The sequence below is a fragment of the Comamonas granuli NBRC 101663 genome (assembly GCF_000739995.1).
In the GTDB taxonomy this organism is placed as follows: Bacteria; Pseudomonadota; Gammaproteobacteria; order Burkholderiales; family Burkholderiaceae_C; genus Simplicispira; species Simplicispira granuli.
Genome location: NZ_BBJX01000005.1, coordinates 307,680 through 327,936 on the forward strand (window position 1 = coordinate 307,680; position 20,257 = coordinate 327,936).

Annotated in this window: 18 protein-coding genes; 3 read left to right on the forward strand and 15 right to left on the reverse strand. The window is 70.9% G+C overall.

Annotated features, from left to right (window positions below; genetic code table 11):
* Positions 1 to 207: 207 nt before the first annotated feature.
* Entirely contained in the window at positions 208 to 987 is a 780-nt protein-coding gene (locus CGR01S_RS06965) for an oxepin-CoA hydrolase, alternative type (RefSeq protein ID WP_042424262.1), read from the reverse strand.
* 45 nt (positions 988 to 1,032) lie between these two features.
* Positions 1,033 to 2,565 carry a 3-hydroxyacyl-CoA dehydrogenase gene (locus CGR01S_RS06970; protein ID WP_042424266.1) on the reverse strand — a complete coding sequence of 511 codons (1,533 nt, stop codon included), beginning with the start codon at positions 2,563 to 2,565 and terminating at the stop codon, positions 1,033 to 1,035.
* Between the two features lie 54 nt (positions 2,566 to 2,619).
* Here CGR01S_RS06970 and CGR01S_RS06975 point away from each other — a divergent pair, with 54 nt between their 5' ends.
* Complete coding sequence (locus CGR01S_RS06975) at positions 2,620 to 4,767, forward strand: hypothetical protein (protein WP_052382516.1); 2,148 nt, start codon at positions 2,620 to 2,622, stop codon at positions 4,765 to 4,767.
* 59 nt (positions 4,768 to 4,826) lie between these two features.
* Here the strand turns inward: CGR01S_RS06975 and CGR01S_RS06980 are convergent, their stop codons facing one another.
* The 4 genes from CGR01S_RS06980 to thiO are packed head-to-tail and all read right to left on the reverse strand — an operon-like array spanning position 4,827 to position 7,834.
* On the reverse strand, positions 4,827 to 5,735 hold the full coding sequence (locus CGR01S_RS06980; protein ID WP_042424270.1) for a thiamine phosphate synthase: 909 nt from the start codon (positions 5,733 to 5,735) through the stop codon (positions 4,827 to 4,829).
* Positions 5,732 to 6,538 (reverse strand): thiazole synthase, encoded by an 807-nt coding sequence (locus CGR01S_RS06985; RefSeq protein WP_042424273.1) that lies wholly within the window; start codon positions 6,536 to 6,538, stop codon positions 5,732 to 5,734. Before CGR01S_RS06985 ends, CGR01S_RS06980 begins: the two co-directional genes overlap by 4 nt.
* A gap of 4 nt (positions 6,539 to 6,542) precedes the next feature.
* A complete protein-coding gene (gene thiS / locus CGR01S_RS06990; RefSeq protein ID WP_042424660.1) occupies positions 6,543 to 6,740 on the reverse strand; it encodes a sulfur carrier protein ThiS in 198 nt (65 codons plus the stop codon).
* A gap of 14 nt (positions 6,741 to 6,754) precedes the next feature.
* The gene (gene thiO / locus CGR01S_RS06995; protein WP_042424277.1) at positions 6,755 to 7,834 is read right to left on the reverse strand and encodes a glycine oxidase ThiO; all 1,080 of its coding nucleotides are present in this window, start codon (positions 7,832 to 7,834) and stop codon (positions 6,755 to 6,757) included.
* A 225-nt stretch (positions 7,835 to 8,059) separates the two neighbouring features.
* Here thiO and thiD point away from each other — a divergent pair, with 225 nt between their 5' ends.
* Positions 8,060 to 8,926, forward strand: a complete 867-nt coding sequence (gene thiD / locus CGR01S_RS07000) for a bifunctional hydroxymethylpyrimidine kinase/phosphomethylpyrimidine kinase (protein ID WP_042424663.1) — start codon at positions 8,060 to 8,062, stop codon at positions 8,924 to 8,926.
* 53 nt (positions 8,927 to 8,979) lie between these two features.
* On the opposite strand, the gene CGR01S_RS17195 is transcribed toward thiD, so the two are convergent.
* Complete coding sequence (locus CGR01S_RS17195; protein ID WP_281174254.1) at positions 8,980 to 9,111, reverse strand: hypothetical protein; 132 nt, start codon at positions 9,109 to 9,111, stop codon at positions 8,980 to 8,982.
* Here CGR01S_RS17195 and mgtA point away from each other — a divergent pair.
* Positions 9,110 to 11,827, forward strand: a complete 2,718-nt coding sequence (gene mgtA / locus CGR01S_RS07005) for a magnesium-translocating P-type ATPase (RefSeq protein WP_042424281.1) — start codon at positions 9,110 to 9,112, stop codon at positions 11,825 to 11,827. The genes CGR01S_RS17195 and mgtA overlap by 2 nt on opposite strands.
* Before the next feature lie 16 nt (positions 11,828 to 11,843).
* Here mgtA and CGR01S_RS07010 read toward each other — a convergent pair whose 3' ends face one another.
* The 8 genes from CGR01S_RS07010 to pstS form a co-directional block, all read right to left on the reverse strand.
* Positions 11,844 to 13,112 (reverse strand): purine-cytosine permease family protein, encoded by a 1,269-nt coding sequence (locus tag CGR01S_RS07010; protein WP_042424284.1) that lies wholly within the window; start codon positions 13,110 to 13,112, stop codon positions 11,844 to 11,846.
* A 193-nt stretch (positions 13,113 to 13,305) separates the two neighbouring features.
* Positions 13,306 to 14,688: a phosphate regulon sensor histidine kinase PhoR gene (gene phoR / locus CGR01S_RS07015; RefSeq protein WP_042424287.1), complete on the reverse strand. Its 1,383-nt coding sequence runs from the start codon at positions 14,686 to 14,688 to the stop codon at positions 13,306 to 13,308.
* Positions 14,689 to 14,803: 115 nt separating this feature from the next.
* Positions 14,804 to 15,529, reverse strand: a complete 726-nt coding sequence (gene phoB, locus CGR01S_RS07020) for a phosphate regulon transcriptional regulator PhoB (RefSeq protein WP_042424291.1) — start codon at positions 15,527 to 15,529, stop codon at positions 14,804 to 14,806.
* A 52-nt stretch (positions 15,530 to 15,581) separates the two neighbouring features.
* Positions 15,582 to 16,283 carry a phosphate signaling complex protein PhoU gene (gene phoU / locus CGR01S_RS07025; RefSeq protein WP_042424293.1) on the reverse strand — a complete coding sequence of 234 codons (702 nt, stop codon included), beginning with the start codon at positions 16,281 to 16,283 and terminating at the stop codon, positions 15,582 to 15,584.
* A complete protein-coding gene (pstB, locus tag CGR01S_RS07030; RefSeq protein ID WP_042424296.1) occupies positions 16,280 to 17,056 on the reverse strand; it encodes a phosphate ABC transporter ATP-binding protein PstB in 777 nt (258 codons plus the stop codon). The genes phoU and pstB overlap by 4 nt, the downstream gene beginning before the upstream one ends.
* Before the next feature lie 22 nt (positions 17,057 to 17,078).
* Positions 17,079 to 17,966 (reverse strand): phosphate ABC transporter permease PstA, encoded by an 888-nt coding sequence (pstA, locus tag CGR01S_RS07035; protein ID WP_042424298.1) that lies wholly within the window; start codon positions 17,964 to 17,966, stop codon positions 17,079 to 17,081.
* Entirely contained in the window at positions 17,963 to 19,009 is a 1,047-nt protein-coding gene (gene pstC, locus CGR01S_RS07040) for a phosphate ABC transporter permease PstC (protein ID WP_439644737.1), read from the reverse strand. Before pstC ends, pstA begins: the two co-directional genes overlap by 4 nt.
* A gap of 42 nt (positions 19,010 to 19,051) precedes the next feature.
* Positions 19,052 to 20,092, reverse strand: coding sequence for a phosphate ABC transporter substrate-binding protein PstS (gene pstS / locus CGR01S_RS07045; RefSeq protein WP_042424301.1), 1,041 nt, complete (start codon positions 20,090 to 20,092; stop codon positions 19,052 to 19,054).
* Positions 20,093 to 20,257: the final 165 nt, after the last annotated feature.

Sequence of the window (20,257 nt, forward strand, 5' to 3'; positions counted from 1 at the left end):
GGCAACGCGGACATTGTCGCGTGCGGGACCGCTGGGGGGGAGGGGGGTTGTCACCTGCGCGTCTGCGCGCTGCCCGGGCACGGCGGGCAGAGGGGTTTTCTAGATTGGAAATGGCTGTAGCGCGCGCACCTGTTGCGCGAGCAGCTATCAGAAAAATAGCTGACCGGCGTCCGCAGCGTGCCCGGTGCGAACGGCGCGGCGCGCGCCTCAGCGGTACTGCGGCGGGCGCTTCTGCAGGAAGGCGGCCATGCCCTCGCCCGCGTTGGCGTGCAGCAGGTTGCGCAGGAAGTGCGCGCGCTCGAGGTCGAGCTGGGCGCTGAGCGGCTGCTGCTCGGCCTCGGCCAGCAGCTCCTTGGTGCTGGCCAGCGCATTCGGTGCGCCCGCGGCCAGGGTGTCGGCCAGGGCGAGCGCGGCCTCCAGGGCGCTGCCCGGGTCGGCCAGGCGGTTGACCACGCCGAGCGCGTGCAGGCGCTCGGCCGCCACGCTCTCGCCGCACAGCAGCAGCTCGGCGGCCAGCGTGCGGGGCAGGGCGCGCGCCAGGGACCAGCTCGCACCGCCGTCGGGCGAGAGGCCCACGCGCGTGTAGGCCATGGCAAAGCGCGCGTTGCGTGCGGCCACGATCAGGTCGCAGGCGAGCGCGAGCGAAAACCCCGCGCCCGCGGCCGCGCCCTCCACGGCGGCAATCACCGGTTTGGGCCAGGTGCGTATGGCCTCGATCCAGTGGTGCAGCGCGCGGATGCTTTCCTCCGGCGCCTGCAGGCCTTGCGCGCGCTGGGCCTGCAGGCGCTGCAGGTTGCCACCGGCGCTGAACGTGCCCTGTGCGCCGGTGATGACGGCGCAGCGCACGTCCGGGTTGCGCTCGGCGCTGCCCAGGGCCTCGATGCCCGCGGCGTAGATGGACGGCTCCAGCGCGTTGCGCAGTTCGGGGTGGCTGATGGTCAGGACCAGGGTGGTGCCGTGGCTGGTGCTGCGGAGTTCTGCGGGCATGGTGGCGGGGGGGGAGGGGGGCTCAGGGCCGGGGCGGCGAAGGCGTCATTCTTCCACGTGCAGCAGGCTCAGGCCGATGGCGCCGCGCCGGCGCAGCCAGGGGCTGGGGCGGTAGCGCGGGTCGCCGTACACGGTTTGCAGGTTGAACAGCACCTCCAGCACGTTCGTCGGGCCCCAGCGGTCGCCCAGGGCCAGCGGGCCCAGCGGGTAGCCCAGGCCCAGGGTGACGGCGGTCTCCAGGTCGGCCGGGGTGCAGATGCGCCGCTGGCACATGTCGGCCGCGATGTTGACGATGTGCGCCACCACGCGCTGCGTGACGAAGCCCCCGCCGTCGCGCAGCACGCTCACGGCCTTGCCGTCGCGCGCCAGCAGCGCATGGGCGGCGTCACGCATGTCGCGGCGCGTGGCGGGGTTGGTGGCGAGCACGCGGCGCCGGGTGCTGGCGTCGTCCACGAACATGTCGATGCCCAGGGTGCGCGACGGGTCCAGGCGCTCGACCACGGCGACCGTGGTGACATCGAAGCCCAGCGGTGCCACGAGGATCAGCGCCCCGGCCGAGGGCGTCGCGCCGGTCTCGATGTCGGCGCCCAGGCGCTTGAGCAGTTGGTAGATCTCGGGCCTGCGCGCGGCGCGCGGCGAGACCCACACCGGCGGAACGCGCTCGACCTGCGGCACCGGGGCGTCGGCCGGCATCTGGGCCACGCCTTCGGCATAGCGGTAAAAGCCTTCGCCGCTCTTGCGCCCCAGCAGGCCGCCGGCCAGGCGCTGCGCCGTGGTCACGCTGGGGCGAAAGCGCGGCTCCTCGTAGAACTGGTGGTAGATCGACTCCATCACCGGGTGCGAGACATCGAGCCCCGTGAGGTCGAGCAGCTCGAACGGCCCGAGCCGGAAGCCCGCCTGCTCGCGCAGGATGCGGTCCACGGTGGCGTAGTCGGCCACGCCTTCCTCGACGATGCGCAGCGCCTCGGTCGTGTAGCCGCGGCCGGCGTGGTTGACGATGAAGCCCGGCGTGTCCTGCGCGCGCACGGGCGTATGGCCCATGGCGCGCACCAGGGCCGCCAGCCGCTCGCACACGCTCGCTTCGGTGCGCAGGCCGGGGACGATCTCCACGAGCTTCATCACCGGCGCCGGGTTGAAGAAGTGCAGGCCCGCAAACCGCCCGGGGCGCTGCATGCGTGCGGCCAGCGCCGTGACCGACAGCGAGGAGGTGTTGGTGGCGAGCACGGCGTCGGGACCGAGCAGGGCCTCGAGTTCGGCCAGCAGGGCCTGCTTGGCGTCCAGCCGCTCGACGATGGCCTCCACCACCAGCGTGCAGCCGGCCAGGGCCTGCAGCTCCTGCACGGCCTGCAGTCGCGCGGACCAGGCCGCGGCCTGGTCGGCGCTGATGCGCTCCTTGGCCGCCATGTGTTGCCACTGTGCGACAACGGCCGCCTGCGCCGCCGTGGCCGCTCCGGCCTGGGCGTCGAGCAGCCGCACCTGGCAACCCGCCTGCACGGCCAGTTGCGCGATGCCGCGGCCCATGGCGCCGGCACCTACCACGCCCACGGTGGCAAATGGGGAATCTGTCGAGTATGTCATGTGGTAATCGTGATCACCATTCCGATAGATGTTGTGCAAGAATCCGGAACTGGCTTGAAAAAGAATGTAAACGTGATTGTCCGCCATGTCCTGATCGCTTTTTGCCTCGGAGCCGGCGCCGGTTCGGCGGCGGCGCTCACGCTCGGTGCCGCCCGCGGGCAGGTGGTGCTGGGGCGCCCGGTCGATGTGTCGTTCGAGGTGATCGCCGATCCGGGCAAGACCCTGGAAGACTCCTGCCTCAGCGCCGAGGTGGTCTCCGGCGAGCGGCCGCTGACGCGCGTGCGCGTGCTGCCCTTGCCCGCGCTGGCGGGTCGGCCGGGCATGGTGCGCGTGCTGAGCGCCGAGGCGGCCGACGAACCCGTGCTCGGCGTCACGCTCTCGGCGGGTTGCACGGGCAAGATCACGCGCAGCTACACCTTTCTGGTCGATCCCCCGGCCCCCGGCGCGCTCGAGCGCGCCGCCGCACCGGCGCTGCCGGCGCCCGCGCGGCCTGGGGCCTCCGGGGCGGGCAGCGCAACCACCGGCCTGCCCGCGCAGGCAGGCCCGCTGCCCAGCGCCGCCGCCACGCCCCCGCGCCGCGCCGCCGCCGCCCCGCTGCCGCGCCCCGAGCCAACGCCGCCCCAGGCGCGGCCCGAGCGCGTGGCACGCGCCAAGCCCAAGGCGGTGCGTCCGCAGCCCGCACCGGCCCAGCCCGCGCCGGCTGCGCGCCTGGTCATGGAACCGCTGGAAGACTGGCTGGACGACACCGCCCCTTTGCCCCTGCGCCTGAGCACGCAGATGCAGGCCACCCAGGAGGACGCCGCGACGCCCGAGCGCCGCGCCCAGTGGCAGGCGCAGTGGAAGGCGCTGAACATGGACGCGCAGGAGCTGCTGCAGGAGGGCGCGCGCAGCGCCGCGCAGCAGCAGGAGCTGGCCCTGGCGCGCGGCCAGGCCGAGCAGGAGCGCCGCCTGGCCCAGGATCTGCAGCGCGAAGTGCAGGAGCGCTTTCCCGCCAGCGTGGTCTATGCCCTGGGCGCTTTGGCGCTGGCAGCCCTGGCGGCCATGGGCTGGCTGCTCTGGCGCATGCGCCTGCAGGCGGACCAGGCCCGCCGGGACTGGCACCAGGCCGTGGCAGCCCAGGCGCCCGCCGGTGGCACCACCGCCCCGGCACCGCTGCAGCCGCCCGCGCCTGCGGAAGACCAAGAGCCGGTCGTGGCGCCGCCGCCGCCCGCCGCCGCACCGGCGCCCATTTCCGTGCCCGAGCCCGAGCACCTGGAGCCCACCGATTCGCTGCTGGTCGCGCTGGGGCATGCGCCCCAGCCGCCCGCCGCGCCGGCGGCGCTGCAGGCCGCGCCCCAGCCGGCGCTGCTCATCAACCCCGAGGAGCTGTTCGACCTGCAGCAGCAGGCCGAATTCTTCGTTTCCGTGGGCGAGCACAGCCAGGCCATCGAGGTGATGAAGAAATACATCGCCGCCAACGCCACCACGGCGCCAGCGGCCTACCTGGACCTGCTGCGCCTGTACCGTTCGCTCAGCCGGGTGGACGACTTCAACCAGTTGCGCGCGCAGTTCCACGAGCACTTCAACGCCCAGGTGCCCGAGTTCGGCGCGTTCAACCAGCCGGGCCGCACCCTGTTCGCCCACCCGGAGGCCCTGGCGCGCATCGAGGCCGTGTGGAGCGACGAATCCGTTCTGCCCCTGCTCGAGGGCCTGCTGTTTCGCCGCGACGCCACGGCGCATGCGCGTTTCGAGCTCGAAGCCTACGACGACCTGCTGCTGCTGTACGCGATCGCTCGCACCACGCCCGCCTCGGCGCGCGGCGCACCGCCGCCGCGCGCGCGCACCACGCCGCAGGCCGCTGCGCCGCTGGCAGGCGCTGCCCCGGAGCCTGCTGCGCCGCAGCCGCCCGAGGACGGCGACTTCGAGGACAGCCTGCTGGAATTCGACTCTGCCTGGCTCAACGACCCGCCGACCAGCGGCGCGGCGCCGCAGGCCGCTCCGTCCGCCACGCAAAGCGTGGATTCGGGCATGTCCATCGACTTCACGATGACCGACCCCGGCCCCTTGCCCGGTGAGCCCCTGCCGCCCCTGGCGCCCCTGGCGTCGGGCGATGTGCCCACCGTGCAGCCGTCCACCCCCCCGGCACCGGGCCAGGTGGTGGGCTTTGGCGCCAACAGCGATCGCTTCGAGGCGCGCCTGGACCCGTCCCTGCGCAAGCCTTGAGTGCTATATAAAATATAGCTGCTCGCGCTTGCCCAGAGGGCGCTGGAGGCCAAAAAGACTCAGAATTGCATGGCGCGCAGCAATTGCGCGGCTGCGGCCTGCGGGTCGGGCGCGGCGACCAGCGCACGCACCACGGCGATCGAGCCCACCCCCGTGGCCAGCACGGCCGGGAAATGCTCCAGCGCAATGCCGCCAATGGCCACCAGCGGGTAGGCCTGCATCAACTGCGCATAGGCGGCCAGGCGCGCCAGGCCCTGGGGCGCCGTCGCCATGCGCTTGAGCGTGGTCGGAAACACCGCTCCCATGGCGATGTAGCTGGGCCCCACGGCGTCGGCGCGCAGCATCTCGGCATAGCCGTGCGTGCTCACGCCCAGGCGCAGGCCGCTGGCACGCAGCTCCTGCAGCGCCGCGGCGGGCAGGGCGTCCAGGTCTTCCTGGCCCAGGTGCACGCCGTAGGCGCCGGCGTCCAGGGCGGCGCGCCAGTGGTCGTTGATGAACAGCAGCGCGCCCGTGCCCTGCACGGCCTGCACGGCGGCGCGCACCTCGCGGTCAATGGCCGCCGGGTCTTCGGACTTGAAGCGCAGTTGCACCGTGGGCACGCCGGCGCGTGCCATGCGGCCCACCCAGTCGGCGTCGGGCAGCACGGCGTACAGGCCCAGGGCGTGCGGGCAGGGGGCGAAGGCCTGGGCGCGCGGCAGCGCCTGCAGGCCGAAGTCGCGCGCGTCGCAGGGCCAGCTGGCGGCGTCGAAGCCGCCGGTGCGCTGCGTCTGCGCCTGCCAGGCGCGGGCCAGGGCCAGCGCGTCCGGGCCAATGAAGCCCAGGCGGCTGCAGGCCTGCAGCGCGGCCTGGAACACGGGACCAGCGTCGTGCGCTGCGGGCACGGGCTGGGGCGTGCAGGGCGCAAAGCGTGCGGCATGCGCATGCACGATGGCGTCGGCCAGGGCCGCGGTGTCGGTGGCGGTGCTCATGCCTGGTGCCAGAACGGTGTGCCCAGCACGGGGGTGCTGGGCTGGGCGGCCTGCTGCGGCTCGATGGCGCCGGCACGGTACGCGGCGCGCCCGGCCTGCACGGCGTCGGCAAAGGCGCCGGCCATGGCCACGGGGTCCTGGGCCTGGGCCACGGCGGTGTTGAGCAGCACGCCGTCGTAACCCCATTCCATGACCTGGCAGGCGTGCGAGGGCAGGCCCAGCCCGGCGTCCACGAGCAGCGGCACATCGAGGCGCTCGCGCAGCAGTTGCAGGGCGTAGGGGTTCATGGGGCCGCGGCCGGTGCCTATGGGCGCGGCCCAGGGCATGACGGCCTGGCAGCCCACGTCCACCAGGCGCTGGCACAGCACCAGGTCGTAGGTGGTGTAGGGCAGCACGTAAAAGCCCTCGCGCACCAGCTTCTCGGCGGCGGCCACCAGGTTGAGCGTGTCGGGCTGCAGGGTGTAGTCGTCGCCGATCACTTCGAGCTTGATCCAGGGCGTGCCGAACACCTCGCGCGCCATCTGCGCCGTGGTGATGGCCTCCTGCACGCTGTGGCAGTTGGCGGTGTTGGGCAGCACGGGCACGTTCAGGCTGGAGAGCAGCTCCCAGAAGCCCTGGCCGCTCTCGGCCGGGTTGCTGCCCTGGCGCCGCAGCGAGGCGGTGACCATGGCCGGGCGCGCGCGCTGCACGGCGGCCTGCAGGGCGGTGGGCGAGGGGTAGCGCGCCGTGCCCAGCAGCAGGCGGCTGGAGAAGGTCTGGCCGTACAGGACCAGGCTGTCGTTGGAGGAGGTGGCGTTGTGCATGGTGTTAGCCCCCGGTGACGGGGGAGATGACTTCCACCCGGTCGCCTGCCTGCAGGCGGTGGTGCGGGTGTTCGGTGGCAGGGACGAAGACCGTGTTCACGGCCACGGCATAGGGCGGGCGGGCCTGCATCGCGGCCAGTGCGTCGGCCACGGTGGCGCCCTCGGGCAGGTCGAAGGCCTGCTGGTTGATCAGGACGTGCATGGGGCCGGGGCGGTTCACAGCAGTTCCATGGCGAGGTCGAAGCGGCTGCCCAGCGCCGAGGCGCCCTGGTCCAGCAGCTCCAGCACCACGTCGTGCAGCGCGGGCGCGATCATGTAGCCGTGGCGGTACATGCCGTTGATCTGCAGGGTGCGCGGGGCCACCTGGCGGATGGCGGGCAGGTTGTCGGGCAGGGCGGGGCGGCACTGCACGGACGACTCGAGGATGCGCGCCTCGGCAAAGCCCGGGTGCACGGCGTAGGCTGCGCTCAGCAGCTCCAGGGTGGAGCGCACGCTCACCGGCGACAGGTCCTCGGATTCGATCTCGGTGGCGCCGATGACGAACACATGGTTCTCCTTGGGCGCGATGTAGGCGGGGTAGCGCGGGTGCAGGAGGCGCGTGGGGCGCTGCAGCGTGACCTCGGGGGCATGGATGCGGATGACCTCGCCGCGCACGCCGCGCAGTTGCGGCCATTCGCCGCGCGCGCCCAGGCCGCGGCAGTCGAGCAGCCAGCCGGTGTGGCCGCTGCCGAAGGCGGCGAGCTCGCGCGGCGTGTTCCAGTGCACCTGCACGCCCAGGCGTTCCATCTCCTGGGCCAGGGAGGCGAGCAGTTGGCGGTTGTCGAGCTGGCCTTCGCCGGGCAGGTACATGCCCTGGGCAAAGCGCGGGGCCAGCGCCGGCTCGATGCGCGCCATGCCCTCGGCGTCGAGCCATTCCATGGCGGGCAGCTCGGGGATGTGCGCGCGCGTGGCATCGAGCTGCTGGCGCATGTGCGCGGCCTGCGGCGCGTCCTGGCGGTGCCAGACGAGCAGCGTGCCTTCCTGCTGGAAGTACACCGGCATGGCCAGGGGCGCGAGCAGCTCGGGCCAGCGCGCGAGCGCGTGGCGCCCCATGCGCACCACGCCGTGTTCGGCCACGGCCGACTCGGCCAGGGGCGCGAGCATGCCGCCGGCCACGCGCGCGGCAGAGTGCTCGCCCAGCGGGCCGCCCTTGTCGTAAATGCTCACGGTGTGGCCCTGGCGGGCCAGGGTGACGGCCAGGAGCCGCCCGAGCAGGCCGGCACCCAGGATGGTGAAGGAGGTGGTTGCGCGCGTCATGTGTGTCCGTTCGAGAAAGGCCCGGGGACAAAACAGGTGGCGCCTGCACTGGAAACTCCCCACGCCAGCATGATCTGGATCGGGTAACGGGGCGTGCTGCCCCAGGGTGTTTCTCAGTCCGCATCCACTGCAGTGGCGGGACACCCCTGTTTCGTCCGCAAAAGGCGATTACAGCACAAGCGGCTTGTCCCTGATTTGATGTGGCGCATGCATAATTTTGCGGCCATGACATCTTCGCTGCCTTCTTCTGCGCCTTCCACCGCACCTGCACCGCGCTACGTGCGCGTGCTCTCCATCGCCGGCTCCGACAGCGGAGGCGGCGCGGGCATCCAGGCCGACCTCAAGACCTTCGCAGCGCTGGGCTGCTACGGCATGACGGCCATCACCGCCATCACCGCGCAGAACACGCAGGGCGTGCGCGCCATCCACGGCGTGCCGCCCGAGATCCTGCGCGCGCAGATCGACGCCGTGGTCGAGGACATCGGCGTCGATGCCGTGAAGATCGGCATGCTGCACAGCCCCGACGTGGTGCGCGTGGTGGCCGACGCCATCCGCCGCTACCGCCTGCCGCATGTGGTGCTCGACCCCGTGATGGTCGCCACCAGCGGCGACCGCCTGAGCACGCAGGAGACGGTGCAGGTGCTGGTGCGCGAGCTGTTCCCGCTGGCGGCAGTCGTCACGCCCAACCTCGACGAGGCCGCGCTGCTGCTGGGGCGCCCCCTGGCCGGGCTGGACGACCTCGATGCCGCGGCCCAGGCGCTGCTGCAACTGGGCGCGCCGGCAGCCCTGCTCAAGGGCGGGCACCTGCCCGGCGATGAGGTGGTGGACGTGCTCGCCGAGCCAGGCGGCCGCTGCACGCGCCTGTCCTCGCAGCGCATTGCCACGCACAACGGGCATGGCACGGGGTGCACGCTGTCCTCGGCCATCGCCGCCCAACTGGCCCAGGGCCTGCCGCTGGCGCAGGCGGTGGCACAGGCGCGTGCCTACATCCTGGGCGCCATTGCGGCTGGGGCAGGGGTGCACACCGGGCAGGGGCATGGCCCGCTGAACCACGGCTACGCGCCCGTGGCGCAGCGCATCGTGAGCGCCTGATTTTTTGTGCCGGGCCTGCACCGGCGGCGGCTTGGCGGGTTATCGTCGGGACGCTACCCTGCGGGCCGGGCGGGGAGCAGGCGCTGCGCGGCGCGCGCGCCGGCCGCCGTGCTGTCAGCCGCCCCCGGTCCGGGCGGCTGGCTGGCGGTCGCATGCCCCAGGGCGCGGCCCAGGAGGAGCGCCATGCCCGTCGTGCGGTTCAGGGATGTTTTTGCGACCTTTCTGCGGGTGCGGCGCATGGGCCGCCATTTCCGCCGCCGGTTGCTGCCGGAGTCCCTGCCGGCGGCAGGCGCAGGCCGCGAACTGCCCGCGCCGCTGGGCCAGGCCTTGGCGGCCAGCGCTGCCAGCGCCCCCGAGGCCCTGCTGGCGCGCCTGGGCAGCCGCACCGCAGGCCTCACCGAGGACGAGGCGCGCACCCTGCGCGCGCGCGTGGGGCCCAATGAGGTCGGGCACGAAAAGCCCCTGCCCTGGTGGCTGCACCTGTGGCATTGCTACCGCACCCCCTTCAGCCTGCTGCTGAGCGTGCTGGCGGCCGTCTCCCTGCTCACCGACGACCTGACCGGCGCCCTCACCATCGGTGCGATGGTGCTGCTCTCCACGCTGCTGCGCTTCTGGCAGGAGGGCAAGTCCAACCGGGCGGCCGATGCGCTCAAGCACATGGTCAGCAACACGGCCACCGTGCTGCGCCCGCGTGCCGCGGACGGCCTGGCCGAGCGCGCGGAGCTGCCGATCCGCCTGCTGGTGCCGGGCGATGTGATCGCCCTGTCGGCGGGCGACATGGTGCCGGCGGACTGCCGCGTGCTCACGGCCAAGGACTTGTTCCTGGCGCAGGCCGCCATGACGGGCGAGTCCCTGCCGGTGGAGAAGTTCGCCACCCAGCGCGATGCCGCGGCGGCCAGTCCCCTGGAGCTGGAGAACATTCTCTTCATGGGCACCAACGTGGTCTCGGGCGCCGCCACCGCCGTGGTGCTGGCCACGGGCAACGGCACCTGCCTGGGAGTGCTGGCCGGTTCCGTGGCAGTGGCCGAGCGCGCGCCCACGGCCTTCCAGGTGGGCGTCAACCAGGTGAGCTGGCTGCTCATCCGCTTCATGCTGGTGATGGTGCCGCTGGTGTTCCTGCTCAACGGTTTCACCAAGGGCGACTGGCTGCAGGCGCTGCTGTTCGCGCTGTCCGTCGCCGTGGGCCTGACGCCCGAGATGCTGCCCATGATCGTGACCTCCACCCTGGCCAAGGGGGCGGTGTTCCTCTCGCGCAAGAAGGTCATCGTCAAGCGCCTCGATGCCATCCAGAACTTCGGCGCCATGGACGTGCTGTGCACCGACAAGACGGGCACGCTGACGCAGGACAAGATCTTTCTGGCGCGCCACGTCGATGCCTGGGGTGCGGAGTCCGCGGAAGTGCTGGAACTCGCCTACCTCAACAGCTACTACCAGACGGGGCTGAAGAACCTGCTCGACGTGGCCGTGCTGGAGCATGCCGAGGTGCACCGCGACCTCGAACCGCTGCACAATTTCCACAAGATCGACGAGATTCCCTTCGACTTCACGCGCCGGCGCATGTCCGTCATCGTGGCCGAGCGCGCGGCCGGCCACCGGCTCATCACCAAGGGCGCGCTGGACGAAGTGCTGGCCGTGTGCACGCAGGTGCGCCGCGGCAGTGCCACCGAGCCGCTGGCACCGGACGCGCTCGAGCGCATCCGCAGCGTGGCCGCCGCGCTCAACGGCGAGGGCCTGCGCGTTGTGGCCGTGGCCGCCAAGGACGCCGCCCCCGGGCAGCACACCTACGGCCTGGCCGACGAATGCGGCCTGACCCTGATCGGCTACGTGGCCTTCCTCGACCCGCCCAAGGAGACCACGGCCCCCGCGCTGCAGGCGCTGGCCGGGCACGGCGTGGCCCTCAAGGTGCTGACCGGCGACAACGAGCGCGTGACGGCCAAGATCTGCCACGAGGTGGGCCTGGAGAGCCGCGGCGTGCTGCTGGGCGGCGAGGTCGAGCAGATGGACGGGCCGGCCCTGGCCGAGGCGGTGGAGCGCCACAACGTCTTTGCCCGGCTCACGCCCGCGCACAAGGAGCGCATCGTGCGCCAGCTCAAGGCCAATGGCCACGTGGTCGGCTTCCTGGGCGACGGCATCAACGACGCGCCGGCCCTGCGCGCCGCCGACATCGGCATCTCGGTCGATTCGGCCGTGGACATCGCCAAGGAGGCGGCCGACCTCATCCTGCTGGAGAAAAGCCTCATGGTGCTCGACGAGGGCGTGGTCGAGGGGCGGCGCACCTTCATCAACATGCTCAAGTACATCAAGATGACGGCGAGCTCCAACTTCGGCAACGTGCTCTCGGTGCTGGTGGCCTCGGTGTTCATCCCCTTCCTGCCCATGCTGCCCATGCACCTGCTGGTGCAGAACCTGCTCTACGACATCTCGCAGATCGCCATTCCCTTCGACCATGTGGACGAGGGACTGCTGCGCGCGCCCCAGCACTGGCGGCCGGGCGACATCGGCCACTTCATGCTGTATTTCGGGCCCATCAGTTCGGTGTTCGACCTGCTGACCTTTGCGCTCATGTGGTTCGTGTTCGGCGCGCAGACGCCGGCGCAGCAAACGCTGTTCCAGTCCGGCTGGTTCACGGTGGGCCTGCTCACGCAGACACTGATCGTGCACATGATCCGCACGCCCCAATGGCCCTTCGTCCAGAGCCGCGCGGCCGCGCCGCTGCTGGTGATGACGGGTCTGATCATGGCCGTGGGCGTGTTCCTGCCCATGGGGCCGCTGGCGGGCGCCTTCAAGCTGCAGCCGCTGCCGCCGCTGTACTTCGCCCTGCTGCCCCTGCTGCTGCTGGGCTACCTGGGCCTGACGCAGGCCATGAAGGGCTACTACCGCCGCCGCTGGGGCTGGCAGTAGCCGGCGGGCGGCGCGCTCAGGCCCGCGGCCGCGTGGCCCAGGCCAGGACGAAGCTCAGCGCCAGCGCCGGCAGGGCCGAGCCCAGCGCCGGGGCGAGCTGCGGCAGCAGGTGGTACAGCGCCACGCCGGCCAGCCAGATGGCGATGGGCGCGGCATGCGCCCTGCCGGCGCGCTGCAGCAGCGCGTGGGCATCGGCGCCAAAGGCCAGGCGCCCGAGGATGACGCCGAACAGCGGCACGAACACCGAGCTGAGCAGCAGCAGGAAGGGCTCCAGGCTGTGCATGGGCAGCACCAGGGCCAGCAGCGTGCACACCACGGCCAGCAGCATGCCCCAGCGGCGCACGCTCCAGCGCGGCAGCAGGCTGTGGCTGGAGACGGCGCCCGAGTAGGCGTCGCCATAGGCGTTGTCCACCTCGTCGATGAGGATGAGCGAGAGCGCGATCAGGCCGCCCTGGGCCAGCAGCAGCGCGGTCACCAGGTCCTGGCTGGGCAGGGTGAGGGCCACCAGCACGCCCAGCGCGTAGCACCAGATGTTGGCCACGGCATAGCCGGCCCAGGCGCCGCGCAGCGCGCCGCGACCGCTCTGGCCATGGCGCGCGTAGTCGGCCACCAGCGGCAGCCACGAGATGGGCATGGCGATGACCAGGTCCAGCGCCGCCATCACGCCCATGCCGCCCTCGCCGCGGCGCTGCCACAGGTCGGCCAGCCCCTGCTCCTGCGCCAGCACCAGGAACTGCCAGGACAGCCACAGCAGCGAGAGCACGACCAGCGGCAGCGCCACGCGCGCGATCACGCGGCGCACCAACTGCACCATGGAGCCGCTGATGAGCAGCAGCACCACGCCGCCCCACAGCAGCGTGGCGGCCACGGGCCAGGCTGCGCCCTCGAGCATGCCGCCCTGGCGGGCGATGGCCACGCTGGCGTCGCGCATCACCACCAGCTCGAAGGTGCCCCAGCCCACGAGCTGAACGATATTGAGCGCAATGGGCAACTGCGCGAACTGGCGGCCGTACACGGCGTGCATGAGGCCGGCGCTGGCCAGGCCGCTGTCGCAGCCGATCTTGGCCACCCAGCCGAGCAGCCCGGCGCCCAGGATGGAGCCGGCGACGATGGCGAGCAGGGCTTCCTGCGTGCCCAGCGCGGGCATGAGGTAGGCGCCCACCTGCATGACGAGCAGGCCGACGCCCAGGCTGAACCAGAGCGAGGCGTGGTCGTGCCAGCGAAAGACGCGTGCGCCCTCGGCGACCGGGGTCAGCGCCTCATTGGTGGATGTGGTGGTGTGCATGCAATGGCCTCCTTGCCATGCCGTGCAGGAAGGCCGCCCGGCGCGCGTGCGGTACGGCGTGCCATGGCGTGCGGGCTTCCCTGCGCGAGGATGATCTCAATCAGGTTCAAAGGGACTCTCTCAGCCCGCGCGCCTGAAGCGGCGCGGGGCACCCCCAGCGGTATGCCGCGCCTTGCGGAACGGCGTGGGGATTCTAGTCGGCCGGCAAAGACCTGGGGCTGCCAGGGGGGAGCGGCGCGGGCGGCGTGGCGCCGCGCAGCCGGTGGGCGGGGAAGGTGGCGCTGAATTCCGCTCCCTGGCCCGGCGTGCTCGCGATGCCCAGCACGGCCTCGTGGCGCTGCAGCACATGCTTGACGATGGCCAGGCCCAGGCCGGTGCCGCCCGTGTCGCGCGAGCGGCTGCGGTCCACGCGGTAGAAGCGCTCGGTCAGGCGGGGCAGGTCTTCGGGGGCGATGCCGGCGCCGGTGTCGCGCACGGCAAAGCGCGCGCGCCCGTCCTCCAGCGGCTGCCATTGCACGGTGATGCTGCCGCCCGCGGGCGTGTAGCGCACGGCGTTGCCGATGAGGTTGGACAGCGCGCTGTGCAGCTCGGCCGGGTTGCCCGCGATCTCGCCGCAGGCGCGCTGGAAGTCCGCCGGGGGGAACTGCAGGTGCAGCGGCGGCGCGCCCGCGGGCGTGACCATGAGCGCGAGTACGCGCGCCTCCTCCTCGCAGCGCTGCAGCAGGCTGTGCACGCTGGTCCATGCGCCGTGCCCCGGCGGCGGGCTGCCTTCGAGGCGCGAGAGGGTGAGCAGGTCCTGCACCAGGTGCTGCATGCGCGTGGCCTGCTGCGCCATGAGGGCGAGGTAGCGCGCGCGCTCCTCGGCGTTCAGCGGCAGGGTCTGCAGGGTCTCGATGAAGCCCGCGAGCACGGTGAGCGGCGTGCGGATCTCGTGCGAGACGTTGGCCACGAAGTCACGCCGCATGGCCTCGGCCTGCTCCAGGGCGGTGACGTCGCGCGAGAGCAGGAGCTTGCGCCCGTCGCCGTAGGGGTGCAGGCGCGCGGCGATGCGCACGGGCCGCGAGGGCGTGCTCTCGCGCCCGGTCAGCAGCACGTCGTGGTCATAGTCCTGCGCGGCCTGGTAGGCGCTGAAGCCGGGGTCGCGCAGCAGGTTGCCTATGGACTGCAGCAGGTCGCGCGCGGGGTCCAGCCCGAAATGGCTGGCCGCCATCTGGTTGCACCATTCGATGCGGCCCTGGGCGTCGAGCAGGGTCACGCCGTTGGGCGAGGCCTGCAGCGCCGCCAGGATTTCCTGCAGGCGCGCGTCGCTGGCCTGTTCGCGCTGCTGGCTCTGGCGCAGCAGGCGGCGCATGCGGTCGGCCGCCTCGCCCCACAGGCCGTGCAGGCGCGGCGTGTGCGCCAGGTCGCCCGCGCGCAGCCAGGCCAGCACGCGGGCGCTGTTCCAGACTTCGCCCGCCCACCACAGCAGTGCGCCCGCGCTGGCGCCCGCCGCGCCCGCCCAGGGCCCGGCCAGCCACCAGCCGAGTGCGCCGCCCGCCCAGGGGAAGGCAAAGAAGATCAGGATTCGCAGCAGCATGGTGGCTAGGGGCTGGGGGAGTGGGTAGCTATTATTTAGATAGCTGCTGGCGCTTTATGAATAAGGCTTTGCAAAAGAAATAATGCTGAATGGCTCTTGCAGAAAGCGCTGGAAGCTATTCTTTTGCTAGCGCTGCGCTCGCTGGCGCCGGCGCCGGCGCTGCCGTGAGGCGGTAGCCGGTGCCGCGCACCGTCTCGACCATGGTGCTGGCCGCGCCCAGGGCTTCGCGCAGGCGCTTGATGTGCACGTCCACCGTGCGCTCTTCGATGACCACATGGTCGCCCCAGACCCTGTCGAGCAGTTGCGTGCGGCTGTGCACGCGCTCGGCGTGCTTCATGAGGTAGTGCAGCAGCTTGAATTCCGTGGGTCCGAGCTTGAGCGGCTGGCCGGCGTGGCTCACGCGGTGCGTGGCGGCGTCGAGCTCCAGGGCGCCGATGGCGATGCGTTCGCTCGCCTGCTCGGGCGTGTGCCGGCGCAGCACGGCGCGGATGCGCGCGAGCAGCTCCTGCGTGGAGAAGGGCTTGGTGATGTAGTCGTCGGCACCGGCGTCCAGCCCGGCCACCTTGTCGGGCTCGTCGCCGCGCGCGGTGAGCATGAGGATGGGCACGCCCTTGCTGCGCGCGTCCTGGCGCCACTTGCGTGCCAGTTGCAGGCCGCTCTGGCCGGGCAGCATCCAGTCGAGCAGGATGGCGTCGGGCAGCAGGGTGTCGAGTTCGCGCTGCGCGGCGTCGCCGTCCTCGGCCCAGATGGGCGTGAAGCCGTTGTGCCGCAGGTTCACGGCGACGAGCTCGGCGATGGCCGGTTCGTCCTCGACGATGAGGATGCGGGGTCGTTTCTTCATGGCCGTGCCGCCCCCCGGTGGCCCAGCCAGCGCGCTGCGGGTGGAGGCATATTCATTGCACCACCGTCTCGATGTCGGCCAGCGCCTGGTGGCGCACGTCGCGCCCCTCGACCAGGTAGATGATGAGCTCGGCGATGTTCTTCGAGTGGTCGCCGATGCGTTCGATGGCCTTGGCCAGGAACAGCAGGTCCAGGCTGGCGGAGATGGTGCGCGGGTCTTCGACCATGTAGGTGATGAGCTTGCGCACGAAGCCGTCGAACTCGTGGTCGATCAGGTCGTCCTCCTTGAGGATGTCCACCGCCGCCTTGGTGTCCAGCCGGGCGAAGGCGTCCAGCGCCTTGCGCAGCAGGCCCGAGGCCAGGTCGGCCGCCACGCGCAGGTCGCTGGTCGGCAGCGAGCGTGCGGCGCCGCTCTCGATGATGGAGCGCACCATGCGCGCCATGCGCGTGGCCTCGTCGCCCATGCGCTCGAGGTTGGCCGTGGCCTTGGAGAAGGCCATGAGCAGGCGCAGGTCGCGTGCCGTGGGCTGGCGCCGCGCAATGATGGTGGTGAGTTCGTGGTCGATCTCCACCTCCATGCTGTTGACGCGGCTCTCCAGCGTCTCCACCTGGGCGGCAGACTCCAGGCTGAACTGCGACAGCGCCTGGATGGCGTGGCGGATCTGCGACTCCACCAGCCCGCCCAGCTCCATGACGCGGGCGGAGACGCTGTTGAGTTCGCTGTCGAATTGCGTGGAAAGGTGTTTGTCGGTCATCCAAATCTCCCGGTGATGTAGTCCTCGGTCTCCTTGCGCTGCGGCTTGAAGAACATCTGCTCGGTCGCGCCGAACTCGACCAGGTCGCCCAGGTACATGTAGGCCGTGTAGTCGCTGCAGCGCGCGGCCTGCTGCATGTTGTGCGTCACGATGACCACGGTGTAGTCGTTCTTGAGTTCGGCGATCAGCTCTTCGATCTTGGCGGTGGAGATCGGGTCCAGCGCCGAGCAGGGCTCGTCGAGCAGCAGCACCTCGGGCAGCACGGCAATGCCGCGCGCAATGCACAGGCGCTGCTGCTGGCCGCCCGAGAGGCCCGAGCCGCTCTGGTGCAGCTTGTCCTTCACCTCGGTCCAGAGGGCGGCCTTGCGCAGCGCCCATTCCACGCGCTCGTCCATGTCGGTGGCGCCCAGGTTCTCGAACAGCTTCACGCCGAAGGCGATGTTGTCGTAGATCGACATGGGGAAGGGCGTGGGCTTCTGGAACACCATGCCCACTTTGGCACGCAGCAGGGCCACGTCCTGGCGGCTGGCGAGCAGGTTCTCGCCGTCGAGCAGGATCTGGCCCTCGGCGCGCTGCTCGGGGTAGAGCTCGAACATGCGGTTGAAGGTGCGCAGCAGCGTGGATTTGCCGCAGCCCGAGGGGCCGATGAAGGCCGTGACCTTCTTCTCCGGGATGTCGAGCTGGATGTTCTTGAGCGCGTGGAACTTGCCGTAGTAGAAGTTCAGGTCGCGCACGGCGATCTTGGCCGGAACGGGGGAGGCAGTGGAGTGCATGGGAGTCTTCCAGGGAATCGGTTTACTTTTGGCGCGTGAGCACCCGCGCCAGGATGTTGAGGCCCAGCACCGCCACGGTGATGAGGAACACGGCCGCCCAGGCGAGCTGCTGCCAGTTCTCGTAGGGGCTCATGGCGAACTTGAAGATGGTCACGGGCAGGCTGGCCATGGGCTTGGAGAGGTCGCCGTTCCAGAACTGGTTGTTCAGCGCGGTGAACAGGAGCGGCGCCGTCTCGCCCGCGATGCGCGCCACGGCCAGCAGCACGCCGGTGATGACGCCCGCGCGCGCCGCGCGCAGCGTGATCATGGTGATCACCTTCCATTGGGGCGCGCCCAGGGCGTAGGCGGCCTCGCGCAGGCTGGCGGGCACCAGCAGCAGCATGTTCTCGGTCGTGCGGATGACCACCGGGATCACGATCAGCGCCAGCGCCAGGATGCCGGCGTAGCCCGAGAAGCTCTTGAAGCGCGCCACCACCACGGTGTAGACGAACAGGCCGATGACGATGGAAGGGGCCGAGAGCAGGATGTCGTTGACGAAGCGCGTGGCCGACGCCAGCCAGCCGCTCTTGCCGTATTCGGCCAGGTACACCCCGGCCATGATGCCTATGGGCGTGCCCACGAAGGTGGCCAGAGCCACCATGGTGGCCGAGCCGAACAGCGCATTGGCCAGGCCGCCGGCCTCGTTGGGCGGCGGCGTCATCTGCGTGAACAGGGTCAGCGACAGGCCGCCCAGGCCCAGGCGCAGTGTCTCCCACAGGATCCACACCAGCCAGAACACGCCAAAGGCCATGGCCGCCAGCGAGAGACCCAGCGCCACCTGGTTGACGCGCTTGCGCGCCGCATAGCGCGCGCGGCGCGCCTGCGCCAGCTCGGCGGCGGAAATCAGTTTCTGCGAGGTGCTCGTGCTCATGTGCGGGCTCCTTCGCCCTTTTGCAGGCGCGACAGCAGTATCTTGGACAGCGCCAGCACCACGAAGGTGATGAAGAACAGCACCAGCCCCAGGTAGATCAGCGAGGCCTGGTGCAGGCCCTCGCCCGCTTCGGCGAACTCGTTGGCCAGGGCCGAGGTGATGCTGTTGGCCGCCTCGAACACCGAGAGCGAGTTCAGTTGGTTCATGTTGCCGATGACGAAGGTCACCGCCATGGTCTCGCCCAGGGCGCGGCCCAGGCCCAGCATGATGCCGCCGAGCACCCCCGTCTTGGTATAGGGCAGCACCACCTTCCAGACCACCTCCCAGGTGGTTGCGCCCAGGCCGTAGGCCGACTCCTTGAGCAGGGCGGGCGTCACTTCAAACACGTCGCGCATCACCGAGGCGATGAACGGGATGATCATGATGGCCAGGATGATCCCGGCCGACAGAATGCCTATGCCCACCGGCGGGCCCGACACCAGCGCGCCCAGGTAGGGCATGCCCTTGAACAGGGTTTGCAGCGGCTGCTGCACCCAGGTGGCCAGCAGCGGGCCGAAGACCATCAGGCCCCACATGCCGTAGACGATGGAGGGCACGGCGGCCAGCAGTTCGATGGCCGTGCCCAGCGGGCGCTTGAGCCAGGCGGGCGAGAGCTCGGTGAGGAACAGCGCAATGCCGAAGCTCACCGGCACGGCGATCAGCAGCGCGATGAACGAGGTCATCAGCGTGCCGTAAATCATCACCAGGCCGCCGTATTCGTTCTGCACCGGGTCCCACGCGCTGCGCGTGAGGAAACCCAGGCCGTATTCGGCGATGGACGGCCAGGCGCCGATCACCAGGGAAACGAGGATGCCCAGCAGCAGGGCCAGCGTGAGGAAGGCCGCCGCACGGGCCAGCCAGGCAAACAGGCGATCCGCCAGGCGGCCGGACAGGAGCGGCGGGCGGGCGGGCGGAAGGGTCTGGCCGGAGCCCGAGAGCTGCGGCGGCAGCGCGACCGGGTGGGCGGGCAGCGTGGTGGACACAGGAGGGCCTTTGTCTTGCATGGTACGGCGGCGGGCGCGGTATGCGCACCCGCCGCGGGCCGATTATTTCAGCGCAATGGGCTTGCCTGCGCTGTCCTTGATCTCACCCCAGGACTTGACGATCACGCTCTTGACCTTCTCGGGCATGGGCACGTAGTCCAGGTCGGCGGCGGTCTTGTCGCCCGTCTGGTAGGCCCACTCGAAGAACTTGAGCGAGGCGCCAGCCTGCTGGGGCTTGTCCTGGTTCTTGTGCATCAGGATGAAGGTGGCACCGGTGATGGGCCAGGAGGCCTTGCCCGGCTGGTTCGTGAGGATCTGGTAGAAGCTCTTGTTCCAGTCGGCGCCGGCGGCTGCGGCCTTGAAGGCCTCGTCATCCGGGGCCACGAAGGCGCCCTCGGCGTTCTGCATCTGCACGTAGGTCATCTTGTTCTGCTTGACATAGGCGTACTCCACGTAGCCGATGGAGTTGGCCAGGCGGCCGACGAAAGCGGCCACGCCCTCATTGCCCTTGCCGCCCGCGCCGATGGGCCAGTTCACGGCCGTGCCTTCGCCCACCTTGGCCTTCCACTCGGCATTCACCTTGGAGAGGTAGTTGGTGAAGATGAAGCTGGTGCCCGAGCCGTCGGCGCGGCGCACCGGGGCGATGGCGGCGTCGGGCAGGACCACACCGGGGTTGAGCGCGGCGATCGCCGGGTCGTTCCACTGCGTGATCTTGCCCAGGTAGATGTCGCCCAGCACCTGGCCGCTGAGCTTGAGCTGGCCCGCGCCGATGCCCTTGATGTTGACCACCGGCACCACGCCGCCGATCACGGTGGGGAACTGCACCAGGCCCTTCTTGGCCAGGTCTTCGTCCTTGAGCGGCGCGTCGGAGGCGCCGAAGTCCACCGTCTTGGCCTCGATCTGGCGCAGGCCGGCGCCCGAGCCCACGGACTGGTAGTTGATCTTCACGCCCGTGGCCTTGTGGTAGTCGGCGGCCCACTTGGCGTACAGCGGCGCGGGGAAGCTGGCGCCGGCGCCCGTGGCCTCTTGCTGGGCCATGGCGTGGGGCAGGGCCGCAGCGGCCAGCAGGGTGGCGACGAACACGCGGGAAAGGGACTTTTGCATGACAAAACCTCTGGAGGTTGTGGAAGGGATGCCGCCGACTGTAGGAGCGCTGTGTGACATGCACGTGACAGCGCAAAAGACTGTCACACCTGCGCTGCAGGGGGCGGGCGGCGTCACCGACCTGTCACTGCCCTGTCACGCGCGCCCCCTAGTCTGGCGCCCGTT